28 protein-coding genes are annotated in these 20,024 nt (G+C 40.9%); 26 read left to right on the forward strand and 2 right to left on the reverse strand.

Annotated features, from left to right (window positions below; translation table 11 throughout):
• Positions 1-8 precede the first annotated feature (8 nt).
• The 9 genes from KXD37_RS23605 (at position 9) to KXD37_RS23645 (ending at position 6,595) form a co-directional block, all read left to right on the forward strand.
• Positions 9-1,172, forward strand: coding sequence for a helix-turn-helix domain-containing protein (locus KXD37_RS23605; RefSeq protein WP_263463769.1), 1,164 nt, complete (start codon positions 9-11; stop codon positions 1,170-1,172).
• 82 nt (positions 1,173-1,254) lie between these two features.
• Positions 1,255-1,638 carry an ArpU family phage packaging/lysis transcriptional regulator gene (locus tag KXD37_RS23610; RefSeq protein WP_263463770.1) on the forward strand — a complete coding sequence of 128 codons (384 nt, stop codon included), beginning with the start codon at positions 1,255-1,257 and terminating at the stop codon, positions 1,636-1,638.
• A gap of 123 nt (positions 1,639-1,761) precedes the next feature.
• On the forward strand, positions 1,762-2,388 hold the full coding sequence (locus tag KXD37_RS23615) for a hypothetical protein (protein ID WP_087992057.1): 627 nt from the start codon (positions 1,762-1,764) through the stop codon (positions 2,386-2,388).
• Positions 2,389-3,070: 682 nt separating this feature from the next.
• Positions 3,071-3,238 carry a hypothetical protein gene (locus tag KXD37_RS23620; RefSeq protein ID WP_181279855.1) on the forward strand — a complete coding sequence of 56 codons (168 nt, stop codon included), beginning with the start codon at positions 3,071-3,073 and terminating at the stop codon, positions 3,236-3,238.
• 94 nt (positions 3,239-3,332) lie between these two features.
• Positions 3,333-3,677, forward strand: coding sequence for a structural protein (locus tag KXD37_RS23625; RefSeq protein WP_263463771.1), 345 nt, complete (start codon positions 3,333-3,335; stop codon positions 3,675-3,677).
• A gap of 64 nt (positions 3,678-3,741) precedes the next feature.
• On the forward strand, positions 3,742-4,227 hold the full coding sequence (locus KXD37_RS23630) for a hypothetical protein (RefSeq protein WP_263463772.1): 486 nt from the start codon (positions 3,742-3,744) through the stop codon (positions 4,225-4,227).
• A gap of 55 nt (positions 4,228-4,282) precedes the next feature.
• Positions 4,283-4,804: a ParB N-terminal domain-containing protein gene (locus KXD37_RS23635; protein WP_263463773.1), complete on the forward strand. Its 522-nt coding sequence runs from the start codon at positions 4,283-4,285 to the stop codon at positions 4,802-4,804.
• Positions 4,805-4,814: 10 nt separating this feature from the next.
• Entirely contained in the window at positions 4,815-5,840 is a 1,026-nt protein-coding gene (locus KXD37_RS23640; RefSeq protein ID WP_263463774.1) for a DNA cytosine methyltransferase, read from the forward strand.
• 503 nt (positions 5,841-6,343) lie between these two features.
• Positions 6,344-6,595 carry a hypothetical protein gene (locus KXD37_RS23645; protein WP_263463775.1) on the forward strand — a complete coding sequence of 84 codons (252 nt, stop codon included), beginning with the start codon at positions 6,344-6,346 and terminating at the stop codon, positions 6,593-6,595.
• A gap of 94 nt (positions 6,596-6,689) precedes the next feature.
• On the opposite strand, the gene KXD37_RS23650 is transcribed toward KXD37_RS23645, so the two are convergent.
• Positions 6,690-6,815, reverse strand: a complete 126-nt coding sequence (locus KXD37_RS23650) for a YjcZ family sporulation protein (RefSeq protein ID WP_061669944.1) — start codon at positions 6,813-6,815, stop codon at positions 6,690-6,692.
• A 182-nt stretch (positions 6,816-6,997) separates the two neighbouring features.
• Here KXD37_RS23650 and terS point away from each other — a divergent pair, with 182 nt between their 5' ends.
• From terS to KXD37_RS23725, 15 genes are all read left to right on the forward strand, one after another.
• Positions 6,998-7,888, forward strand: coding sequence for a phage terminase small subunit (gene terS / locus KXD37_RS23655; RefSeq protein ID WP_263463776.1), 891 nt, complete (start codon positions 6,998-7,000; stop codon positions 7,886-7,888).
• Positions 7,885-9,210 carry a PBSX family phage terminase large subunit gene (locus tag KXD37_RS23660; RefSeq protein WP_263463777.1) on the forward strand — a complete coding sequence of 442 codons (1,326 nt, stop codon included), beginning with the start codon at positions 7,885-7,887 and terminating at the stop codon, positions 9,208-9,210. Before terS ends, KXD37_RS23660 begins: the two co-directional genes overlap by 4 nt.
• Positions 9,203-10,735 (forward strand): phage portal protein, encoded by a 1,533-nt coding sequence (locus KXD37_RS23665; protein ID WP_263463778.1) that lies wholly within the window; start codon positions 9,203-9,205, stop codon positions 10,733-10,735. Before KXD37_RS23660 ends, KXD37_RS23665 begins: the two co-directional genes overlap by 8 nt.
• Positions 10,732-11,649, forward strand: a complete 918-nt coding sequence (locus KXD37_RS23670) for a phage head morphogenesis protein (protein WP_263463779.1) — start codon at positions 10,732-10,734, stop codon at positions 11,647-11,649. Before KXD37_RS23665 ends, KXD37_RS23670 begins: the two co-directional genes overlap by 4 nt.
• A gap of 67 nt (positions 11,650-11,716) precedes the next feature.
• Entirely contained in the window at positions 11,717-12,535 is an 819-nt protein-coding gene (locus KXD37_RS23675) for a hypothetical protein (RefSeq protein WP_263463780.1), read from the forward strand.
• 46 nt (positions 12,536-12,581) lie between these two features.
• Positions 12,582-13,763, forward strand: a complete 1,182-nt coding sequence (locus tag KXD37_RS23680; protein ID WP_263463781.1) for an XkdF-like putative serine protease domain-containing protein — start codon at positions 12,582-12,584, stop codon at positions 13,761-13,763.
• Positions 13,764-13,794: 31 nt separating this feature from the next.
• Positions 13,795-14,730 (forward strand): phage major capsid protein, encoded by a 936-nt coding sequence (locus KXD37_RS23685; RefSeq protein ID WP_263463782.1) that lies wholly within the window; start codon positions 13,795-13,797, stop codon positions 14,728-14,730.
• An 11-nt stretch (positions 14,731-14,741) separates the two neighbouring features.
• The gene (locus tag KXD37_RS23690; protein ID WP_263463783.1) at positions 14,742-15,095 is read left to right on the forward strand and encodes a YqbF domain-containing protein; all 354 of its coding nucleotides are present in this window, start codon (positions 14,742-14,744) and stop codon (positions 15,093-15,095) included.
• Between the two features lie 5 nt (positions 15,096-15,100).
• Complete coding sequence (locus KXD37_RS23695) at positions 15,101-15,493, forward strand: DUF3199 family protein (protein WP_263463784.1); 393 nt, start codon at positions 15,101-15,103, stop codon at positions 15,491-15,493.
• Entirely contained in the window at positions 15,490-15,852 is a 363-nt protein-coding gene (locus KXD37_RS23700; RefSeq protein ID WP_263463785.1) for a YqbH/XkdH family protein, read from the forward strand. The genes KXD37_RS23695 and KXD37_RS23700 overlap by 4 nt, the downstream gene beginning before the upstream one ends.
• Positions 15,849-16,349, forward strand: coding sequence for an HK97 gp10 family phage protein (locus tag KXD37_RS23705; protein WP_087991977.1), 501 nt, complete (start codon positions 15,849-15,851; stop codon positions 16,347-16,349). The genes KXD37_RS23700 and KXD37_RS23705 overlap by 4 nt, the downstream gene beginning before the upstream one ends.
• A gap of 12 nt (positions 16,350-16,361) precedes the next feature.
• Positions 16,362-16,799: a DUF6838 family protein gene (locus tag KXD37_RS23710; protein ID WP_263463786.1), complete on the forward strand. Its 438-nt coding sequence runs from the start codon at positions 16,362-16,364 to the stop codon at positions 16,797-16,799.
• Entirely contained in the window at positions 16,796-16,987 is a 192-nt protein-coding gene (locus tag KXD37_RS23715; protein WP_263463787.1) for a hypothetical protein, read from the forward strand. The genes KXD37_RS23710 and KXD37_RS23715 overlap by 4 nt, the downstream gene beginning before the upstream one ends.
• The gene (locus tag KXD37_RS23720) at positions 16,988-18,388 is read left to right on the forward strand and encodes a phage tail sheath family protein (RefSeq protein WP_263463788.1); all 1,401 of its coding nucleotides are present in this window, start codon (positions 16,988-16,990) and stop codon (positions 18,386-18,388) included.
• A 1-nt stretch (position 18,389) separates the two neighbouring features.
• Positions 18,390-18,833 carry a phage tail tube protein gene (locus KXD37_RS23725; protein ID WP_014112406.1) on the forward strand — a complete coding sequence of 148 codons (444 nt, stop codon included), beginning with the start codon at positions 18,390-18,392 and terminating at the stop codon, positions 18,831-18,833.
• Positions 18,834-19,036: 203 nt separating this feature from the next.
• Here the strand turns inward: KXD37_RS23725 and KXD37_RS23730 are convergent, their stop codons facing one another.
• Positions 19,037-19,216 carry a Toxic peptide TxpA gene (locus tag KXD37_RS23730; RefSeq protein WP_263463789.1) on the reverse strand — a complete coding sequence of 60 codons (180 nt, stop codon included), beginning with the start codon at positions 19,214-19,216 and terminating at the stop codon, positions 19,037-19,039.
• Between the two features lie 177 nt (positions 19,217-19,393).
• On the opposite strand from KXD37_RS23730, the gene KXD37_RS23735 reads away from it, so the two are divergent.
• Positions 19,394-19,843, forward strand: a complete 450-nt coding sequence (locus KXD37_RS23735) for a phage tail assembly chaperone (protein ID WP_263463790.1) — start codon at positions 19,394-19,396, stop codon at positions 19,841-19,843.
• Between the two features lie 41 nt (positions 19,844-19,884).
• Positions 19,885-20,022 carry a hypothetical protein gene (locus tag KXD37_RS23740; RefSeq protein ID WP_180960774.1) on the forward strand — a complete coding sequence of 46 codons (138 nt, stop codon included), beginning with the start codon at positions 19,885-19,887 and terminating at the stop codon, positions 20,020-20,022.
• Positions 20,023-20,024: the final 2 nt, after the last annotated feature.

Below are 20,024 nucleotides of genomic sequence, written 5' to 3' on the forward strand. Positions count from 1 at the left end.
ATAATATCATGATAAATACTAAATTTAACGGAAATAGATTAAGGGAAGGGAGAATATACAGAGGATTAACTATTACTGATTTAGCGGATAAATTAGGTGTTAGTAAACAAATGATCTCAAAATATGAAAATGGAAAATCATCACCTCCTTTCGAGAGTGTACTTAAATTAATTGATGTATTAAAGTTTCCGAAAGATTATTTTTATCAAGAAGGCATTGATGTTAAGACTGGGAACACATATTTTAAATCACTACTATCCACTGGAAAAAAAGAGAGAGAAATGCAAAATGATCGAGTGAAATATCTCACTGTAATACGTCATTTTATGGAAGAATATATTGACTTTCCAGCTCTTAATTTACCTCAATTCGACTATCATGTACCTTTAGATATAGAAGAAGTTGCAATGAAAGTGAGAGAGCATTGGGGACTTGGTAGTGAACCAATAAGTAATATGGTAGGGTTACTCGAAGAAAATGGGTTTGTTGTTACGTCAATTAACACGAGCATTAACAGTATTGATGCTTTTGGCAGTAATCAAATTATTGGAGATAAGGAATATTACACAATTGTATTAGGTAGTGATAAGAGATCATTTTATCGAAGACAGTTTACTGCAGCTCATGAATTGGCGCATAAAGTTTTACATGATCCAGAATTGAACACCGACGAAATATCCAAAGAGGAGTTCAAGAAAATAGAGGAAGAAGCTAACGAATTTGCTTCTGCTTTCTTATTACCCAAGGATGCATTTTCTAAAGATGTTTCACTGCATCGAACTGACCTTAATTATTATAAACACTTAAAGAAAAAATGGCGTGTTTCAATTAGTGCAATGATAGTAAGAGCTCATAGATTAGGCGTAATAACTCCTAATCAATATCAATATTTACAGAGGCAAATAAGCCGAAATAATTGGAGGGTAAATGAGCCTTTTGATGATACTAAGAATTTGGAAGAACCAGTTGCTATTAGGCAAGCGGTTGAACTTCTGATTGAAAATGATGTTTTAGATGGTAAAGAATTTTTGCAAAAACTCTCTAAAGATTATGAGTTAAGTTTGCTTAGAGAAGAGGTTGAGCTCCTTTTAGGTTTGGAAAAAGGATATCTAAAAACTGAAACTGAGAACGTACGTATAATTAGGATTGAAGATCTAAAAAATAAAGCTTAAAGTCTTGAGGAGATACCCGGACACCAACCAAATACAATTTGTATTTGATTGGTGTCTTTTATTTGAAATAGGGGGGATTAAATTGTTGGTTAAACAATTATCATTAATTCCAGAAGTTAATGAAAAGGAAGTACGCAACCTTGTTATTAAAGAGTTGAAAACCTATAGATCATTAAAGGTTCAGGCGGAGAATAGGAAAGAACAAAAGGAAAAGGGAGTCATCGGGTTATTCCCGCAACTGCGGAAAAGCACCGAATATAATGAGCTGAAGGTCAAGCAGATGAATAGGGCGCTAAAGCACTGCCTTGATCAAGATGAATACAGCATCATAGAAAAGAAATATTTGTCTCCGGATAAAATAAAGGATCTTGAAATCATGATTGAGCTAGGTCTCAAAAGGGATAAGTTCTATCAGGTTAAAAGACAAGCTATATACAATATCGCGACAGCGCTCGGAATAATCTGAGGGCTGTTTTTTTATTAATGGGTACTTAGTTATGAAAGTATAGGAACAAATTCCCCTTTTCTGGAAATAGGTGTTTATTTAATTTTGATTGTGATAGCCTTGAGCCTTGGGAGGGATTTATAAGTGAAAAGGAAAATTGTAAGCATAATTCTTGTATTGAGTTTAGTCTGCGGATTTGCATTACCTTCTTTTGCGAAAACCTCTACGAATAATGAAAATGTACCACCTGTTAATGGAATGAAGATTATTAATCAGTCTGAGGATGCTTCAACTTACACAATGGAACTTGACGGCAAGCAATATCTTATTGATCAAAAGACACTTGATAAAGGCACGTCTAAAGAAGCTATCAAGGTCGATCAATATTTACTAACAGAGGGCTCAAAAAAGTTAGTTGATACGGCTACCGTTAGGGTCTCTGAGGTAACCAGTGATGCTTCGGTTATGGCTTGCAGAGGAAAGCAGAGTGTGAGAGTTAAGGTTCCAATTGTACAGGTTAATATGAATTCATGTAAAATCAAAAGCTTTTTAAATATCATTGAAGATGCAGATGGAGCAGCCGGAGCCATTGCTGGTATCGCGGCATTACTCAGAACGTTACCAGGAATCTCTGTGTACGCAGGTGCTCTTGCTGGAGCATTGTGGGCGAGTAAATGGGCAATAAAGAAGGTTTCCGATAATGGTAAGTATGGGATTTCATATCATTGGTTAATTGGCACAACAGTTATTGTTCCATGGAGAAATGCATAAACGAGGTGTTAAATAATAAATGAATCGTATATTAGTTTCAATTGCTATAATCATATTCATCATTGAATATTTTATAGCTCCACTCACACATTTAGACACAGGGAAGTACGGTACGTTTATTGGTTTGATTTTATTAAGCATTGTGGTTCTAAGATTAGATGATGATAAAAGGAAATGAATATAAAGGACAGGATAAATCCTGTCCTTTTTTTGTTTTTATCGATAAAATGCCGACAAAAAGCCGACAAAATGGGGGATTAAATGGGTACTTTTTTCAATTGTGTTTTGTCATACGATAGAGACAAGAAAACGAACGTGAATAACAGTCCAAAAAGGAGATACCTACGGACGCTGATCTTTTGTACGAGTGAATTTGTACAGCTGATTAGTGGCCGTTTTTTTATGGCCAAACCAGGAGACGCACCTTTCCTTTATCAAGTGTGCACTCGGATGTATCGAATGACTATGAAGGTCGTTAGCTTCACAGGAGGAGCGGCTGGAGTCTATGCAGTATTGCGCGCGATAGTCACGGGGAACGCAAGCGGTGAGATCCCGCTTGCAAGGAAAGTCTTAAACCGGCTCTCCATTTTCTTTGCTTACCTCCTGGGGAAAATCGGCGGGCCACAAATAAATAAAAGCGAATAGCGTAAGGCGGTGCTTATTCGGCAAGGAGTAATGAAAGATGAAGATGAGAGACGTTTTATCAGCTGACACGAAACAGCAGCTTAAAAAAGTGTTAAGCCCCTCCACAAAGGCAGATGAACCTTTAACGAGGCAGGATTGGGAAGAAATCATGGGAACGAAACGTGACACCTTCAGACGTGTAGGCGGCCGTATCCGGAGAAAGTGAAATGATGGGAACAGCCGTCATGTATCGGGAGTATGGCTGCCGGTGCTTTGGAGAGGGATAGGAGCACAAAAACAAAATAAGGGAGGAAATCGGAATGGCTTCATTAAAAGGAGTAAGCGCCAATCCAACAAAACAGAATCATATTTTAGCAGAGGACAAGGTCGTTAGGGTTGCTGTCAAAAATGACAATGACTATATCGCAGGTCCTAACCTTATTCCTCAGCGGAAAGAGAGCGGGAAGTGGAAGACTCTTAATGCAAATTCTCCAAACCCACTCAAGCCCGATCAGAAGGATTATGATGATTGGGGCATCAAGGAGATGTTCGACAACAAAAAAGGCACATATCGCTTTAAAGTTGAAGTTGAGCGCTATGATTCCAAAGGAAATCCCGTCAAAACAGAAGGAACATTCTATACTGACGAATTTTATATTAAGTAAGCATTCTATCTTGAATTGCTAAATATTGAAAAATCATCCCCGATATATACTGGGGGTGATTTTTATGAGTAAAAGTAAAGAAATAAATGAGTTTGGCGAGATCAAGAGCGTTCTCGTATATTTGGAACAAATTAAAAAGGGCATACATAAAAAAACTTTATCTGAACAGATTGAATTCAAAGATAAAATAAAAAAGTGTCATGATAAAAAGCAAATTCAAATGCTCCTGGGCAGGATGGAAGATATGATCGAAAATAAAAAAGCTTCAAGTCACTTTACTACAGCTTTTTTTGCAATTCTATCTTTTATTTTAGGAAGTACATTAAATTATGGTCTCAGTCGAACAGAAGGTCTCAGTCTGACAGAAGAAGCAGAAGGAAGTGCTGCTTCGACAATTATCATATTGGTTTTTTATATTGCCGGAGGAATTTGGTTTTTGTTATCTTTTATGTATTCAAAGAGACTAAAAAAATTGAGCAGTTATAAAAGATTATTACAAGAGTGTTTAGATGAAATGCCAGACAAAAGACATTTTAGAAGAAGAGTATAAACAAGTACCAGGCACCTTACTGAATAAGGTGTTTTTTTATTGGAGGCGAAACATCATGGATATTAGAACTATACCAGTAGAAAAGATTAACCCCGCTGCATACAACCCTCGTATTGATCTTCAGCCAGGTGATCCAGATTATGAAAGAATAAAAGCATCTTTAGAGCGGTTCGGTAACGTAGAGCCGCTTGTTTGGAATGAAAGAACAGGAAACCTCGTAGGTGGCCATCAGCGGTTCAAAATACATATGGAGAATAACCCTTCAAAGCTTACTGTTTCGGTGGTAGACCTTGATGATAACGAGGAAAGAGCGTTAAATCTGGCGCTGAATAAAACAGGCGGCGATTGGGATGAATACAAGCTCGAACAAGTTTTAAGAGAGCTTGAAGAAAATAATTTTGATCTGTCCTTCACTGGCTTTTCAGAAGGTGAACTAAAAAGTATTTTAGAAGATCTGACAGAGCATGCAGGAAACGGCGGGAAGGTTACTGATAATCATGAAATCGATCTTGATGATTACGAAGAGGATCAATTTGAACATACCTGCCCTAAATGTGGATTCTCTTTCAATGAGTAGGTGAGCAACAATGAACAATTATAAATGGTATTTGTCTGATCTGAAAAATATTGAACAGAACGGACTGAAGGTTTTTAGTACGTTTTCATGTGGCGGCGGTTCCTCCATGGGTTACAAGCTTGCCGGATATAATCTTCTCGGGAACTGTGAAATAGATCCGCAAATGATGAAAATCTATAGAAAGAATCACAATCCTAAATACTCGTTTTTAATGGATATCAGGAAATTCAACAAATTGGACGATCTGCCAGAGGAATTATTCGATTTAGATATTTTCGATGGATCTCCACCATGCAGCGTATTTTCAATGGCTGGTGATCGTGAGGATGCTTGGGGAAAGGAAAAAGCTTTCAGAGAGGGGCAGGCCAAGCAGTCGCTTGATGATTTATTTTTTGATTACCTGGATGCAGTTGAAAGACTGAAACCGAAAACTTTTGTAGCCGAGAACGTGAAAGGCATGATCATTGGCAAAGCGAAAGGATATGTGAAGCTTGTTATAGAAAGAGCGAAAGAAATCGGGTATGACGTTCAGGTATTTTTGTTGAATGCTGCCACAATGGGAGTCCCGCAAAGAAGAGAGCGGGTCTTTTTTATTGGCCGAAGAAAAGATCTGAACCTGCCTCAGTTAAAGCTCTCGTTTAATGAGCGGCCTATCCCTTATAAAGAGTTTAGGAGCGGGCGTGGATCCAGATTGAAAGAGACATCAAAATTGTATAGGAGATGGGTGAAGAGAAGGCCGTCAGATAACAACATAGGCGATATCACTAAAAGAATTGAAGGGAAAGAATCTAATTTCAATACGATTTTAGTGAAAAACAGTATTGTCCCGCCTACACTTGCGAGCGGTTCTGTCTTTGTCCGATATGACGAGCCTTATTATATCTCTGAACGAGACATTATATTGATGCAGTCTTTTCCTCTCGACTATGATTTCATGGACGCTTCAGCGCAGTATGTTTGCGGTATGAGCGTGCCGCCCTTGATGATGAAGGGGATTGCAGAGCAAATTCATAAACAATGGTTCTTTGTAGCTTAAGAAGGCCCAAACAGATTTATCCTGCTTGAGCTACATGATTATCGTTGACTAGGATAGTAATTTGGGGAGAAAGTTATTTCTTGGCAGTCATTACAATTAGCCACTGAATACACAGCATCTAAATACCAATCCCCTATTGTACTTGGGCACTCAGTTGTTGTAGACACACATACTGGATCAACTGCACGAGGATAGTTTCTTTTGTAAACACAACACTTCAAATTACTATTGAAGTATCCTGATGGGTGCATATAATTTGATTGCCCCCAATATTGATTCATCATAAATCACCTCATGATTAGATTAGTCAAAGTATGTGTATGTATAAAAATAAACTTTGTGCAGGATAAAAGATCGATTTTTCAATAATAAAAAAGAGGGTGCTGCTAACACCCTCCCTTTCTAAACAGAGAGAAACTCCCTGTCAAAGAGCGTGATCAAGACGCGGCCGCGTTGTGGAAACATCACGCTCTAATCTCATATTGTACTGGAGGACAGGGAGGATGGCAATAGAAAATAGAAACGTATGTTCCCTTTCTGACGATGAAAAAGAAAATCTCCTTCTCCTGCATAGTGCCGAGTTGTTAGAGAACATCAGTCAATCAAAAGAGAAATACCGAAAAATCATTCAGGCAGGTATCGCCCAGTGGGTCAAAGACTTCCAAAGTGGCCATATAAAGGTGAATACTGTGGACGACTTAAAAAAGCTCATAGAGCTTGATATAGAGCTTCAGAAAGATGAAGATTTGTACTAATTAGTCACATAGCAAAACGCCATAAAAACTTCTTATGGCGTTTTGCAGTTCACAGGGAGGTGAGTTTAAAAAAGGCTTTGGATTTACTCTCAGATTAGTAAAGGAATGTAGCTCCAACAATGATTAACAAAATGAATAGCACCACGATCAAAGCGAAGGAGCTACCATATCCGTTTGAGTAACCAGTATTTCCGTTAGAATATCCACCGAAGAATCCCATACTTCCACCTCCTTTAGGGGAGATAGTATAAGGTATGCCAAACAATAATTTTCGACATAGATTTAAGTCTATAAAAGAAGAAATGAATATTTTGTCTAAAGGTGTAATAGCCAGACACATCAGCAAAAACTATTAAAACAAACACAAACTTAATTATGAGGTCCGGAGGTGGGTGAGATGTAATGCCGAGACCACGAGATCCTAAACGAGATGAAGCGTTCCGTCTGTGGGAAGAAAGCGGCGGAACCCGCTTACTAAAAGATATAGCTGAGGAGCTCGGTTGCTCCCCGTCACTTATTCGTAAGTGGAAAAACCAAGATCATTGGGAAGAAAAATTGAATGGTAACGTTACTAAACAAAATGATAATTCCAATGGTAACGTTACTAAACGCCCTGGCGCTCCAAAAGGAAGTAAGAACGCCAAAGGGAATAAGGGAGGAAAAGCGCCGCCTGGTAATCAAAACGCCAAAGGGAATAGAGGTGGCGCAGCTCCTAAAGGAAATAAAAACTCTGTGCGTACGGGTGAGTATGAATCAATCTTATTTGATTTCATGGATGATACAGAAAAAGAACTGTTTGGCCAGATCGAAACAGACCCGCTCTATCAAATTGATATAACAATAAGGGAGCTGAGTCTTCGGGAGCGGCGCATGATGCAAAGAATAAGTCGCATAGAGAATGGCTTGAATGAAACGCAACGCCGCGTCCTTCAGCAATTGCGAAAAGTAAAAGACATCGTGCCTACCAAGGACCAGAAAACTGGTTTAGTAAAGCACCAGGCACTTATGAATGAGCGCCTTGTCGTTACCGAAATTGAAGAGGTATCTGAGCCGAGTGTAGATAAGATTCTTCGTTTGGAAGAAGCAATGACCCGCGTCACTGATAAGCGGTTAAAAGCAATCCGTCAGAAATACGAAATGATTCGATCCATGGATGAACACGAGCTGAAGCTACGCGGCATTTACCTTACAAATGAGACCAAACAGGCAGAGCTTGAAAGGCTCACAGCTCGTCCGGTTGATAATTCAGTTCACATTACGATAAAGCGCAAGCGTAAGGATGAGGACAAATGATTGAAAAGGTAAAGCCAGTAAATCCGCACTTCGAGGATTTTCTTTTTGATTGGAATCAAAAGTTTCAGTTTCTAGTCGGCGGTTATGGATCCTCGAAGAGTTATCATGTGGCGCTCAAGATTGTTCTTAAATTACTGGAAGAGAAGCGGACCGTTCTTGTCGTGAGGGAAGTATACGACACGCATAGGGACTCAACCTTTTCCCTCTTTGATGAAATTATCAATGACCTTGAGATCGATCATATAGTTAGATGCGTTTCTTCACCAATGCAGATCCGCTTTCCAAACGGAGGCCGGATCATATTTAAAGGGCTGGATAAGCCGGCCAAACTGAAATCGATCAATAATGTTTCTCTCATATGGATTGAGGAATGTTCTGAGGTGAAGTATGAGGGGTTCAAGGAGCTGCTTGGACGTCTGCGTCACCCAACATTGCCGCTTCATATGATTCTTTCAACAAACCCGGTCGGAGAAGAAAACTGGACATATAAGCATTTCTTCAAAGATGACCGCCAAAAACGGTTTGTGATCGATGATAAAGAGTTATACGAAAAGCGGACTGTCGTAATTAACGACACCTATTATCACCACTCAACAGCGGACGATAATTTATTTCTTCCGGAAAGCTATGTGAAGCAGCTTGATGAAATGAGAGAATACGATCCAGACCTTTACCGAATTGCGCGGAAAGGTCATTTTGGCGTGAATGGGGTTCGTGTGCTGCCTCAGTTTGAAGAGCGGCCACATGAAGAGGTTATGACAGCAATCGATAATATTAATCGCCCGCTTAAACGAGTAGGCATGGACTTTGGTTTTGAGGAATCGTATAACGCCGTTGTCCGGCTTGCTGTGGACCATGAAAAGAAATACCTCTATATCTATTGGGAGTATTACAAAAATGGAATGACGGACGACCAAACGGCTGAAGAACTTAGTGAATTTGCTGAGACCAAGGAGTTAATTAAAGCGGACTCAGCGGAGCCCAAAACAATCCGATATTTTCAGCAGCAAGGATTCAATATGGTGGGCGCCCACAAATATAAAGGATCCCGCCTTCAATATACAAAGAAGATCAAGCGGTTCAAGAAAATCATTTGTTCTGATCGATGTGAGAACACGATATACGAGCTGAAGCCGCTCACCTACGCGAAAGATAAGCTAGGACACATCATTGAGGACGAGTTCACCATAGACCCACATACACTTTCAGCGATCTGGTACGCCCTTGATGATTACGAGGTAACCGATCTGAAGGAAGAATCAAAAGGAAGACCTAAACGGTCAAGACCACGAAGCAGAGAAAGGGGGGAATTGAATGAGTAAATCCAAAGTTAGAGCGCAGGTTTTTAAAGCTGCTCCGCCTACTGAAACAACAAAACAGATTTATAAAGATGAATTTGAAGATATGTACGGAGAGAATATCATACCCCCGCCGTATAACCTTAAAGAGCTTAAACACATCGCAGAGTATTCGACGATCTTACAGCAGTGTGTCGATGCGTACAAGACCAATATAGTGGGCTTCGGCTTCGAGATGAAATACTCAAAGGATATCAATTCTGATGAAGTGGATTCTGCAGAAAAAACGGCAGCGGATAAAGAGTGGCAGCAACTTGAAGAATTCATTAAGTATATTCATTTTGATGAATCAGCTGAAACATTATTGGGTTTTAGCATAGAAGACCGGGAAAAGACCGGTAATGGATATATCGAAGTAATTCGAAACGGGAGCGGGAAACCGGCTGGCATTGAACATATGGCATCTGAATATGTCCGAGTTTGCTCATTATCAGAACCTATTGAGGTTCCATACAATTATTTTGAGTCAGGTACGTTAAAGAAGATCCAGCGTCAAAAACGCTTCCGGAAATATGTGCAGATCGTCAATGGCAAAAGGGTGTTTTTCAAAGAATACGGAGATCCTCGAATCTTGAATTCTGAAACAGGAGAATATGATGAAAAGACTCCTTTTGATAAACAGGCCAATGAGGTTGTGCATTTTAAAATCGGGAGCGGAGCATACGGGAAGCCGCGGTGGATTGGCCACATCGTCAATTTATACGGCGCGCGTAAGGCTGAAGAGTTGAATTTCATGTACTTCAAACAGGGCCGGCACGTTCCCGCTGCTATAACCATTGAAAATGGAATGCTGTCTGAAGACTCATATAAGCAACTGCAGGACTATATGAACGGTCTTGAAGGTGTAGAAAACGCACATAAGTTTCTTTTGCTTGAAGCGGAAGGGATAGCCAAGGGCAAAAACATTCAAGGTGATGAGGAAATCACGCCAGTTAAAGTGGAAATCAAGTCACTGGCTGAAATCCTTCAGCAAGACGCATTATTTCTTGAATACGATCAAAAGAGCAGGGACAAGCTCCGCTCCGCCTTCCGGTTGCCGCCGCTCTATACTGGCGAAGCCCAGGACTATAACAAGGCGACAGCTGACACGGCCAGAAAGATCACTGAGGAACAAGTATTTCAGCCGGAAAGAAAATTAATCACAGGTAAGCTGAATGCTTTATTCTTAAACGATCTTGAAATTCATAAGGTTGAGCTGCAGTTAAAAGGACCGGATTTCCGGGATCCTATCGAGATAGCAAAGGTTCTGACTCCTTTTATTAATGCTGGCGCAGTCTCGCCGAATGATCTGCGTGATCTTGCTGGACGTATTCTTGGTAAGACACTTGAAGAATGGCCAGAGGAAGAGTACAGCAGGCCGATAGGTAAAAATACCGCGGCACCCGCTTCTGATCCGTTGGCTGCGCTCTTTAAGTCTAAAAGCGGCACCCCTAATGTAATCGGCATACTAAAAGATATGCGGGATGTTCTGGAGGATCTAAAGCGATGAACAAAACGGATAAGCTGCTGGAGAGTTTAAATCTCTTTATTCAAAAAGCCGAGGAAGATGACAAAGAGAAGCTCGTGGAGGTCGTACCTGATTTCCCCGGCCTTTCTAAGATACCCGGATTTGTCGAAGAATATGAAAAAGGCATCGCCAGATTGCTCAGACGCCAGCGTAAGAAGTTTTTAAATGGTCTGAATGGTTTTATAGGCAAAGATTCAAAAGAGACGCTGGAAGCCCTTCTGGTGTTTTTTACGCAGAACTTATTTGCAGAGGATGACTTTGAGGAAGAATTTCAGGAGCTTACCGAGGGATTCCTGCAGCAGACCGTTGAGGAGCTCGCTGAAGTGATCATGGATTCATTAGATCCAGATGTCCCATTTAAAGCTTTATCAACCAGGGCAGCTGATTGGATCAAAGGTTGGTCTGAAAAGTTGGCCAAGATCATGAAGCTGAATACTCATGAAGCAGTTGAAAACGTGCTGACGGATGCCATCGAGAACGGATCATCTATACAGGACATTGAGTTGACTCTCAAAGACATGCCACAATTCGATAGGGAGCGGGCTCGGACCACGGCCATTACTGAAGTGCTTGCCGCTTCATCTGCTGCTCAGCATGAATCATATGCACAATCGCCGGCAGTAAAGAAAAAGAAATGGCGGCACAGCGGAGGGAAGAAAAACAACCCGCGTGAAAATCACATCGATCTTGACGGCACAGTCATTGGAGTGGATGAAGAATTTCAGATACCAGGTAGTAGTGAGACCTGCATGTTTCCAAGGGATCCTAAACTATCAGCAGGCGAGCGGGTTCATTGCCATTGTGTTTTATCCCCAGTTGTAGATAACGAAATATTAGGTTTGACAGCTGAAGAAAAAGAAGAAATTCGAAGGGAAACCTTAATGAATTTGAAGTGATTTCTGAATCGAATGTATAATTTTTTTTGTGAATCATAACCTACCTTTTAAAAAGGTGGTAGTTTTAATGTCGTTTTTGAAGAAATTGCAAGATGTGGTCGATCATACTGTAGAGGCAGTAACCCAAGCAGATGTTCAAAGTGTCCAGGACATCGTTGATCAGGGAGTTGAAGATATACAAAATCTAAGTGTTGATGATATACCTGATGCACCTTCTTCTGTATCTATTGGTCCAACCGAAATTACTATACCTCCCATACCTACAGTTGCGGAAGTAGCAGAAAGCGTTCAGGATCAATTAAATACTGCAGTGAAAGATAAGATAGTCACTGTAGCGACAAATGCAATTGAAAGCCTTAGAAGTAGTGTTCCCGATCCGTCAGATTTTGCTCAAAAAATGGTTGCTGAAATAGAATCTTATAAAAACCAGTTAGAAACATTATTGGAACAATTGAACCCATCTGTTTTAATTAATAAGGCTCTCGATGATGCGGAGAAAATAATAGAAGCCTACCTTGATTCTCATTTGAATTTTGAAATGGTAAATTTAAAAGGACTTTCTGACATTAACATTACTTTAGATGGAACGAAAGTTAGTGTGAATAGCGGTGTTTATTTGGTTTTAAAGGATGCTACTAACTTTGATCAATATTTAAGTAACTTCGTTTTTACAGTTGAATGTGATATAACTAACCCTTTGAATTATACAATAAATCCCAACCCTCTTGCTTTAGGCGATAGTAATATTGACCTTCAGGATGAGGTGAAAAAGACAATTAATGAAAAAAAAGGCGAGTTAATAGCTGAATTAACACTAAAAATTACAGAATGTTATTTCCCGCCTCTTAAGGTAATAAAATCATTTATGGATTTACTCAAATTATGACGGCGAATTTAAATTCGCCTTTTTTATTTGAAAGGAGGTGAACAACATGCCAAGAGAATTAGTAAACGCAAAAATCACACATGTTTCGTATGTAGACAAGGCTGCTAATCAAAAGCAGTTCTTTTTTATGAAGTCAGAAAAACAGCCGGATTTTCAAAAGGAAGTCAAGGTCATTGCAAAAGAAGCGGACGAGCAAAAACTTGTGTACGGTATCGTATATGAGCCTGATACAGTGGACGCTCACGGGGATTTCATGACAGCTGCAGAAATCGAAAAGGCCGCTCATGGCTTCCTGAAAGATGCCCGCGAAATTGACAAGCAGCATGATTTTCAGGGTGGCGTTGGCGCGGTGGTAGAGTCCTATGTCGCACCCGCTGACTTTGTAATTAATGGGGAAACCATCAAAAAAGGATCCTGGGTCCTTGTGACAAAAGCCTCCGAGGAAGTATGGGAAGAAATTAAGAAAGGCGAGATCACCGGTTATTCAATGGCCGGCATCGCAGATATTGCAAAACAAGAAGAAAAGCCTGTTTCTCAAGGAAAACATGACGAGAAAGGGCTTTTTAATTTGTTCAAAAACTTTATCAAAGGTAATGCACACCTTCTTAAAGGTGCTGTACAGGACAAGTATGATGAAGGACGTAAACGCCGTGAGTTTTGGGCGGCTCAAGATGCGTTAAACTCTGCTTTATTCAAATGGGATTACTCCGAAGGTATGGAGACGGATCCCGAAAAAATCAGAGAAGCCCTGCAAGACTTTGTGAATATCGCCCAGAATGTATTGATTTCCGATGACATTTTGAAAGCGATTGGACCAAAGCCTGAAGAACTGCAAAAGGCCGGCCGTAAGTTCTCAGCTTCAAACTTACAAGAAATTAAAAGCGCTCATACCGCTCTCGGCAATTTGCTGAGTCAGGTAGAGACGGAAGGAGAGGAAGAAGAAATGAACGCAGAGGATGTAGCAAAATCCATCGAAGAAGCATTAGAGCCAATTAAGAAGCAGCTCGCAGAATTAGAAAAAGATGAGGATCCTAAAAAGAAAGATGAGAAAAAAGCAGAAGAGGAAAAAGAGGAAGAGAAGTTGAAAAAAGCTATTAATGATGCTGTTCAACCGCTCGCTGATCGTATTGAAGCGATTGAAAAAAGCCGCGGAATTTCTAAACAAGATGAAACAACTTCCGAAACTGAAACACAAGTTAATAAATCAATCTGGTCAGGGCTCCTTTAAACCCTGACTCTTTTTATAAGGAGGAAATGAAGTGACAAACCAAGAGGCAATTAGAAAAGCAGAAATGACGCTGTCCAGTTTAAACACAGGCGGCTTAATGAACCCTACCCAGGCTAGTGCATTTATTCGCATGGTTCAAGATGCGCCAACTATTTTAAAGGATGCGCGTGTCATTCCTATGGATCATGATACTCAAAAAATCGAAAAAATCGGTTTTGGTCAGCGTATTTTAAGAGCTGCTCAAGAAGGCAAGGGATTGACCACAGATCAAAAAGCAGTACCTACTACAAGCACAGTTGGTTTAAGCACAAAAGAAGTAATTGCTGAAGTTAACCTCACATACGATACACTCGAAAACAACATTGAAAAAGAAGGTTTGCAAAATACAATCATGCAAATTTTAGCAGAACGAGCTGCTGTTGATATTGAGGAGTTAATCGTCAATGGTGATAAAACTTCATCTGATCCGTATCTGGCGCAGTTGGATGGTCTTCGTAAACAAGCGGTTTCTCATATCGTGGATGTAAACGGTGAAGAACTAACAAGAGCAACCTTTAAGAAGGGTGTAAAAGCAGTTCCTTCTAAATATTTGCGTATTCCGCAAGACTTCCGTTTCTATACTTCACCTGGTCTTGAGGTCGAGTGGAAAGATCGTGTGGCTGATCGTCAAACAAATCTAGGGGATGCAGCTGTTCAAGGTGGCCTTTCTTCTGCTTTTGGTATTCCGGTTAAAGGAATTTCCAATATGCAGCCTTACACGATTGGTGAAGCAGAAGCGACAACAGATGTTTCTGACATCATCCTAACCCATCCGAAAAATATCATTCTTGGATTCTCTCGTCATATTAGAATCGAAGTTGATAAGGATATCCGCCGCCGTATGTTTGTTATCGTCCTGACAGCTAAGCTGGACAGCACATTCGAAGAGGAAGATGCTGTGGCTAAAATCGTGAAAGTGAAAGAGTAGGTGAATAAAAGATGGCCGACAAATATACAGCGGAGTTGATAGCAGGCCAGACATACGATGTTATGGGGTACGTCTTCCTGCTTAATCAAATGCGCGAGGTGGAAAAGACCGTTTATTCTTATTTGAAGAATAATGACCAGTTTGAATGTCATTTAATTAAAGAAGAGCCGAAAGAAACGGAAAAACCAAAAAGCGATGATGACACGGCATCAAAGAAGACGTACACAGAAACAGAATTGAAGGGCATGAATAAAACTGAACAAGAAGCCATTGTTACTGATCTTGGCGGCAATCCGTCTGACTTCAAAAACGCAGACGAAAGAATTGCCTTCATCCTTAATCAGCAAGAAAACAGTGGGGAGTGAGCGGCGTGTTAATCACTCCTGCTGACCTGAAGGAATACACTGTTTTTGAATCTGTTAAGGAGCGGTCTGATTCCCTTCTTTCCCAGGACATCATAGAAGCTACAGCTGATATCACCTATCAAGTTGGCCATAATTTTTCTGATCCGGAATATGATCCGCTCCCTGAAACAGTTCAGCTGGCTTTATTGAAAATGGCACAGTATTTCGCGTTGATTAATTCCGATGAGTCAATCACAAAAGGATATACAACCGAGAAGATCGGTGACTATTCATATTCGCTTGGAAACGGCAGCTCTATTCAAAAACCAGACGTCTACACACTGATTAAAGATTACGTGAAGTCAGCTGAACCAAGTCTGGAAGGCAGGGAAGTAAAAATGCGGATGAGGTCCATATGAGCTATCGATCTTTGTTAACTCATCGATGCGACGTTTATCACCTGCAGAATAAAGCAGAAAACAAAAAACAATCCTTTGGGGTGCCGGTTGAAAATGTTCAGCCGGCTTTTTCATATCCTGAAGTTCCAGATATAGCGGGACAGCCGTGTTACTTCACAGAAAAGAACCAATCCATTGTGCAGCAGGAACCGAACACGGCCATATATCAATCATTTCTGGTCCATTTCCCAGCCTCTGCAGATATTCGTTTGAACGACAGGGTGGTTTGGGAAGGCACAGCTTATAAACTACAGAAGCCGCGCAAGATCAGGAATCATCATTGGGAAGTAACGGCAGTCCGGGAGGTGGAATACTTATGAAAATTAGGGGTCTCGATCAGTTCATACAATCATTAGACAGGGCTTCTCGAGGGGGACTGAAGAGGAAATATGAGCAGTGGCTTGAAGCAATGGGTTTTGAGTTCTTAGATACCATCCAAGATGAGATCATCAGGACAAAGACCGTGGACACCCGCCGCTTGCTCAATTCCTTTCAGAAAGGTGACCAGGATAATATTTTTTCAATGACATCAGGCAGCTTAAAACTGGATGTCGGAACAAATCTGGAATACGCCTCATACGTGAATGACGGGCACTTTACAATTGATCCATCTAAAAATCAGGATCGTCGGTGGGTCCCCGGACGATGGAAGGGTGAACGGTTCGAGTATGATCCCGCTGCCAAAACCGGAATGCTGCTGAAATTCCAATGGGTTGATGGATCCGGCTTTTGGGATAATGCTATGGCCATCTTTGAACTAATGTTTGAGAGAAGCCTTGAGCGGAAGCTGCAGCAGTGGATCGATGAAGAATTTTAAGGCGGTGCTGCCATGAATCAAGAAGTGGGCTCAATTATGGGCTGCCTATACAAACTGTATCCTGTGCAAGTGTATGAAAAAGAAATACCGCAGGACTTTGTTGTCCCATCTCTTTACATTCCACCGGCTTCCACAGTCGATGGGGTGGATACAGTATCTACGTTTCAAAAATCCTATGTTTTAAACGTGAAACTCTTTCACAAAAACGCGCAGGAGGCTCATAACGAAGCGGAAAGGATTGCGGATACACTTAGGAGTAAGAGAGGATTAATTCCGCTCATTCGGGAATCTGGTGAAGATACGGGCGATTTTATTCGCTTATCACGTATAGAAACGCGTATCTCAGATGATTATGCGAGCATTGTCTTAAATTGGACGAGTCGCTATTGGTATGAACGAGAGCAGCATCCTTCTCTTGAAAACTTTGAATTTACAAGCGGGGTGAAATGATGGCCACGAAAAAGGAAAGAACAGAAAATGCTTTTTATATTAAGGATTTGCGAGAGCACAGTCGAGAGCTCTTTGGGGTAAGGCCCGAGGTGTTTGACGGTGCTCTTTTTCATACAGAAAAAAACAGCATCACTAAATCAGAAGCGAAGAAGCTGATCGCTCAGTTTCTTCAAAAGGAGGTCAAATAAATGAACGGCGGAACATTTACAGTCGGCAAGGAAAAAGAGCGTGCCGGTATTTATTTTAACTTTAAAACGACCGCAGAGGATCGGGTATCAGTAGGCGAACGCGGAACAGTTGCACTGCCGATAGCGTCCAGCTGGGGAGAGGTTAAGAAATTCATTTCTATCTCTTCAATCGAGGACTTGAATAAAAAAGTAGGGTTGAACATTGATGATCCTTCGTTGTTGCTTCTTCGTGAGGCAATGAAGAAGGCAAGTACAGTCTTGCTTTACCGTTTGACGGAGGGGCTACGCGCACAAGCAGACATTAGCGAAGGCGTAAAGGCAACCGCTCTTTATGGCGGGACTAAAGGAAATGACATCATTATCAGAATTACAGAAAACGTTATTGATTCTTCAAAAGTTGATGTCACAACCTATCTTGATCAGTCAGAAGTCGATAAGCAAACGGTATCGAAAGCTGAGGAGCTGAAAGCAAATAAGTTTGTCGAGTTTACAGGCAAAGGGGATTTAACAGTTTCTATTCCACTAACAGGCACAGCTCCGGAGGACGTCAGCGGGGATCTTCCGGCATCTTCCGGAATTCGCTTGTCAGGAGGCACAGATAAAACACCGACAAATGCTGATTACACAGCTTTCTTGGAAGCGGCTGAAACCGAATACTTTGACACAATCGCGCTACCTGTTGAGGATAACGAGCAATTGAAAGCGACGTTTGTCGCATTCATCAAACGGCTGAGAGACAATCAAGGCTTAAAGGTTCAAGGCGTACTCTCTAATTACAAAGGCGATCACGAAGGTATTATTAATGTCACAGGCGGGGTGCTGCTTGAAGATGGAACGGAGATCACTCCGGAAAAAGCCACTGCTTGGGTCGCCGGCGCCAGCGCGGGAGCGACGTTCAATCAGTCGCTTACGTTCGTAGAATATACGGGAGCGGTGGACGTCCTTACTCGACTGGATAGCGACCAGGTAATTCAGCGGCTGGCGAACGGGGAATTCCTGTTTACTTATGATTCTCGAGACAAATCTGTTTCTGTTGAGAAGGATATTAATTCTCTCACAAGTCTTACAGCTGAGAAGAATAAGATGTTCCAGAAAAATAAAATTGTCCGAGTGTTGGATGCAATCAATAATGATTTGACATCTCAATTGAAAGCACTGATTAAGTCACGTAAAGCGAGCGGTAGCGACGTTCCTGCTACAAATGACGGCCTTCAATTCGTGAAAACGTTGATTACTCAATATTTGAGTGTTCTTCAGGATAACGGGGGCATTACCAATTTTGATTCAGAGAATGACATCACAATTGCTCTAAATAGCGATCGTGACGGTTTCCTGATTGATCTTGCTGTACAGCCAGTTGATGCAGCTGAGAAATTCTACTTTAACGTGGAGGTGAAGTAAGGTGGCTTTTAAAGCGCAGAATACGATATCTGGTAAAGAGGGACGTCTTTTCTTGGACGGTGAGGAACTGGCGTTTATCAAAACATTTGAAGCGAATGTGGAGAAAAATAAATCGGAAGTCAACGTTATGGGGCGCCGCATGACCGGTCATAAAACGACAGGCGCAAACGGAACAGGCACAGCGACATTTTATAAAGTCACATCCCGCTTTGTGCAGCTTATGCTGAACTATGTTAAAAAAGGTGAAGATCCTTATTTCACGCTTCAAGCGGTTCTGGATGATGCGTCTTCCGGCCGCGGAACTGAGCGTGTCACACTGTATGATGTGAATTTTGACTCTGCTAAAATTGCAGGGCTTGATGTTGATTCTGAGGCATTAGAGGAAGAGGTACCGTTTACCTTTGAGGACTTTGATCTTCCTGAAAAGCTGAAGGATACGTTTTAAATGAGAATAAAAAGGCACACAGTTAAAAGCGCCTTTTAGTTACTTTTTGTAACATTTTTGTGTTTGTGATTGCTAATTTATTATTAATTTTGCTATACTAAATGTATATAAAAATGTCAAACAGCCGTTTTAAAAGGTTAACGTCTTGATTTTTTGCATAAAATAAAAAAGATAGAGTGCGGCAACACTCCATCTTTTAAAAATTACCCTTCCTGAGGGTCCATTTTTTCACTTGGACACTTTTCCGATCTTGTATAAACCGGATGAGTGTCTTTTTTCTTGAAAGTGAAAATAAAGGTCAAAAAAGTCAAAACCACAGTCACAACACTGCCAAGTAAACTAGCAAAGTTTATGATGACCATGAATGTTTCATAGGCAGACATATGAATTCACCTCCTTCTACAGAATATAAATTAAGTAATGATTGTATGGAGGGGCCTACGCAGCTTAAAGCAACTTTAAGCTGCTTATTTAATATTATAACTGAAAAAATTGGTAAGGCATATTTTTTATAGAAAATATGCCTTTTTTATTTCCGAAATGAAAAGGGGCTAATTAACATGAGCGAAAAACAAAACGAAAAAACTTATGATCTTTCATTCTTTATGCCAGGACAAACAATCGAAGCGGAAGAGGTAGAAGTTCCGATTTCTAAACGATTCGTAGACAAAGCAGGCAAGGTTATTCCTTTCGTGTTCAAAGCCATTACTACGGAACGTATTGACGAGCTGGAGAAAGAGAACACGACTTACAAAAATGTAAAAGGCCGCGGCCGCGTGAAAGAGTTGGACAGCCAACGCTTCTATGCTCGTATTGCCGTTGAATCGACTGTTTACCCAAACTTTAAATCTAAAGAGCTGCGCGAAGCTTACAAAACAGAGGATCCGGTGGAAGTTGCAAAGCGTGTTCTTTCTGTTGGTGGTGAGTATGCGAACTGGCTAAATAAAGCAATTGAAATCAACGGGTTTGAAGACGATCCAGAAGATCTAGAAGAAGCAGCAAAAAACTAATAGAGGGCGGGGATAAAGAGACCGTGTATCTTTATTACGCTATGCACGAGCTCAAGTACGCCCCGTCAGAATTACAAGAATTATATGAGGCGCCGAGAGAATTCAAGGCGCTTCTATATGGGTTAATCAGTTACAAGCTCGAGCTGTTAGAAAAGGAAGCGAAGAAGGGAGGTAATTAACT

It is taken from the genome of Bacillus sp. XT-2 (assembly GCF_025696525.1).
Classification (GTDB): domain Bacteria; phylum Bacillota; class Bacilli; order Bacillales; family Bacillaceae; genus Bacillus; species Bacillus halotolerans.

Coding starts and splice junctions, on each gene's coding strand:
- KXD37_RS23605 (WP_263463769.1), top strand. CDS start 9: ATGATAAATACTAAATTTAACGGAAATAGATTAAGGGAAGGGAGAATA.
- KXD37_RS23620 (WP_181279855.1), top strand. CDS start 3,071: ATGAAGATGAGAGACGTTTTATCAGCTGACACGAAACAGCAGCTTAAA.
- KXD37_RS23625 (WP_263463771.1), top strand. CDS start 3,333: ATGGCTTCATTAAAAGGAGTAAGCGCCAATCCAACAAAACAGAATCAT.
- KXD37_RS23630 (WP_263463772.1), top strand. CDS start 3,742: ATGAGTAAAAGTAAAGAAATAAATGAGTTTGGCGAGATCAAGAGCGTT.
- KXD37_RS23635 (WP_263463773.1), top strand. CDS start 4,283: ATGGATATTAGAACTATACCAGTAGAAAAGATTAACCCCGCTGCATAC.
- KXD37_RS23640 (WP_263463774.1), top strand. CDS start 4,815: ATGAACAATTATAAATGGTATTTGTCTGATCTGAAAAATATTGAACAG.
- KXD37_RS23645 (WP_263463775.1), top strand. CDS start 6,344: ATGGCAATAGAAAATAGAAACGTATGTTCCCTTTCTGACGATGAAAAA.
- KXD37_RS23650 (WP_061669944.1), bottom strand. CDS start 6,815: ATGGGATTCTTCGGTGGATATTCTAACGGAAATACTGGTTACTCAAAC.
- terS (WP_263463776.1), top strand. CDS start 6,998: ATGCCGAGACCACGAGATCCTAAACGAGATGAAGCGTTCCGTCTGTGG.
- KXD37_RS23660 (WP_263463777.1), top strand. CDS start 7,885: ATGATTGAAAAGGTAAAGCCAGTAAATCCGCACTTCGAGGATTTTCTT.
- KXD37_RS23665 (WP_263463778.1), top strand. CDS start 9,203: ATGAGTAAATCCAAAGTTAGAGCGCAGGTTTTTAAAGCTGCTCCGCCT.
- KXD37_RS23670 (WP_263463779.1), top strand. CDS start 10,732: ATGAACAAAACGGATAAGCTGCTGGAGAGTTTAAATCTCTTTATTCAA.
- KXD37_RS23675 (WP_263463780.1), top strand. CDS start 11,717: ATGTCGTTTTTGAAGAAATTGCAAGATGTGGTCGATCATACTGTAGAG.
- KXD37_RS23680 (WP_263463781.1), top strand. CDS start 12,582: ATGCCAAGAGAATTAGTAAACGCAAAAATCACACATGTTTCGTATGTA.
- KXD37_RS23690 (WP_263463783.1), top strand. CDS start 14,742: ATGGCCGACAAATATACAGCGGAGTTGATAGCAGGCCAGACATACGAT.
- KXD37_RS23700 (WP_263463785.1), top strand. CDS start 15,490: ATGAGCTATCGATCTTTGTTAACTCATCGATGCGACGTTTATCACCTG.
- KXD37_RS23705 (WP_087991977.1), top strand. CDS start 15,849: ATGAAAATTAGGGGTCTCGATCAGTTCATACAATCATTAGACAGGGCT.
- KXD37_RS23710 (WP_263463786.1), top strand. CDS start 16,362: ATGAATCAAGAAGTGGGCTCAATTATGGGCTGCCTATACAAACTGTAT.
- KXD37_RS23715 (WP_263463787.1), top strand. CDS start 16,796: ATGATGGCCACGAAAAAGGAAAGAACAGAAAATGCTTTTTATATTAAG.
- KXD37_RS23720 (WP_263463788.1), top strand. CDS start 16,988: ATGAACGGCGGAACATTTACAGTCGGCAAGGAAAAAGAGCGTGCCGGT.
- KXD37_RS23730 (WP_263463789.1), bottom strand. CDS start 19,216: ATGTCTGCCTATGAAACATTCATGGTCATCATAAACTTTGCTAGTTTA.
- KXD37_RS23735 (WP_263463790.1), top strand. CDS start 19,394: ATGAGCGAAAAACAAAACGAAAAAACTTATGATCTTTCATTCTTTATG.
- KXD37_RS23740 (WP_180960774.1), top strand. CDS start 19,885: ATGCACGAGCTCAAGTACGCCCCGTCAGAATTACAAGAATTATATGAG.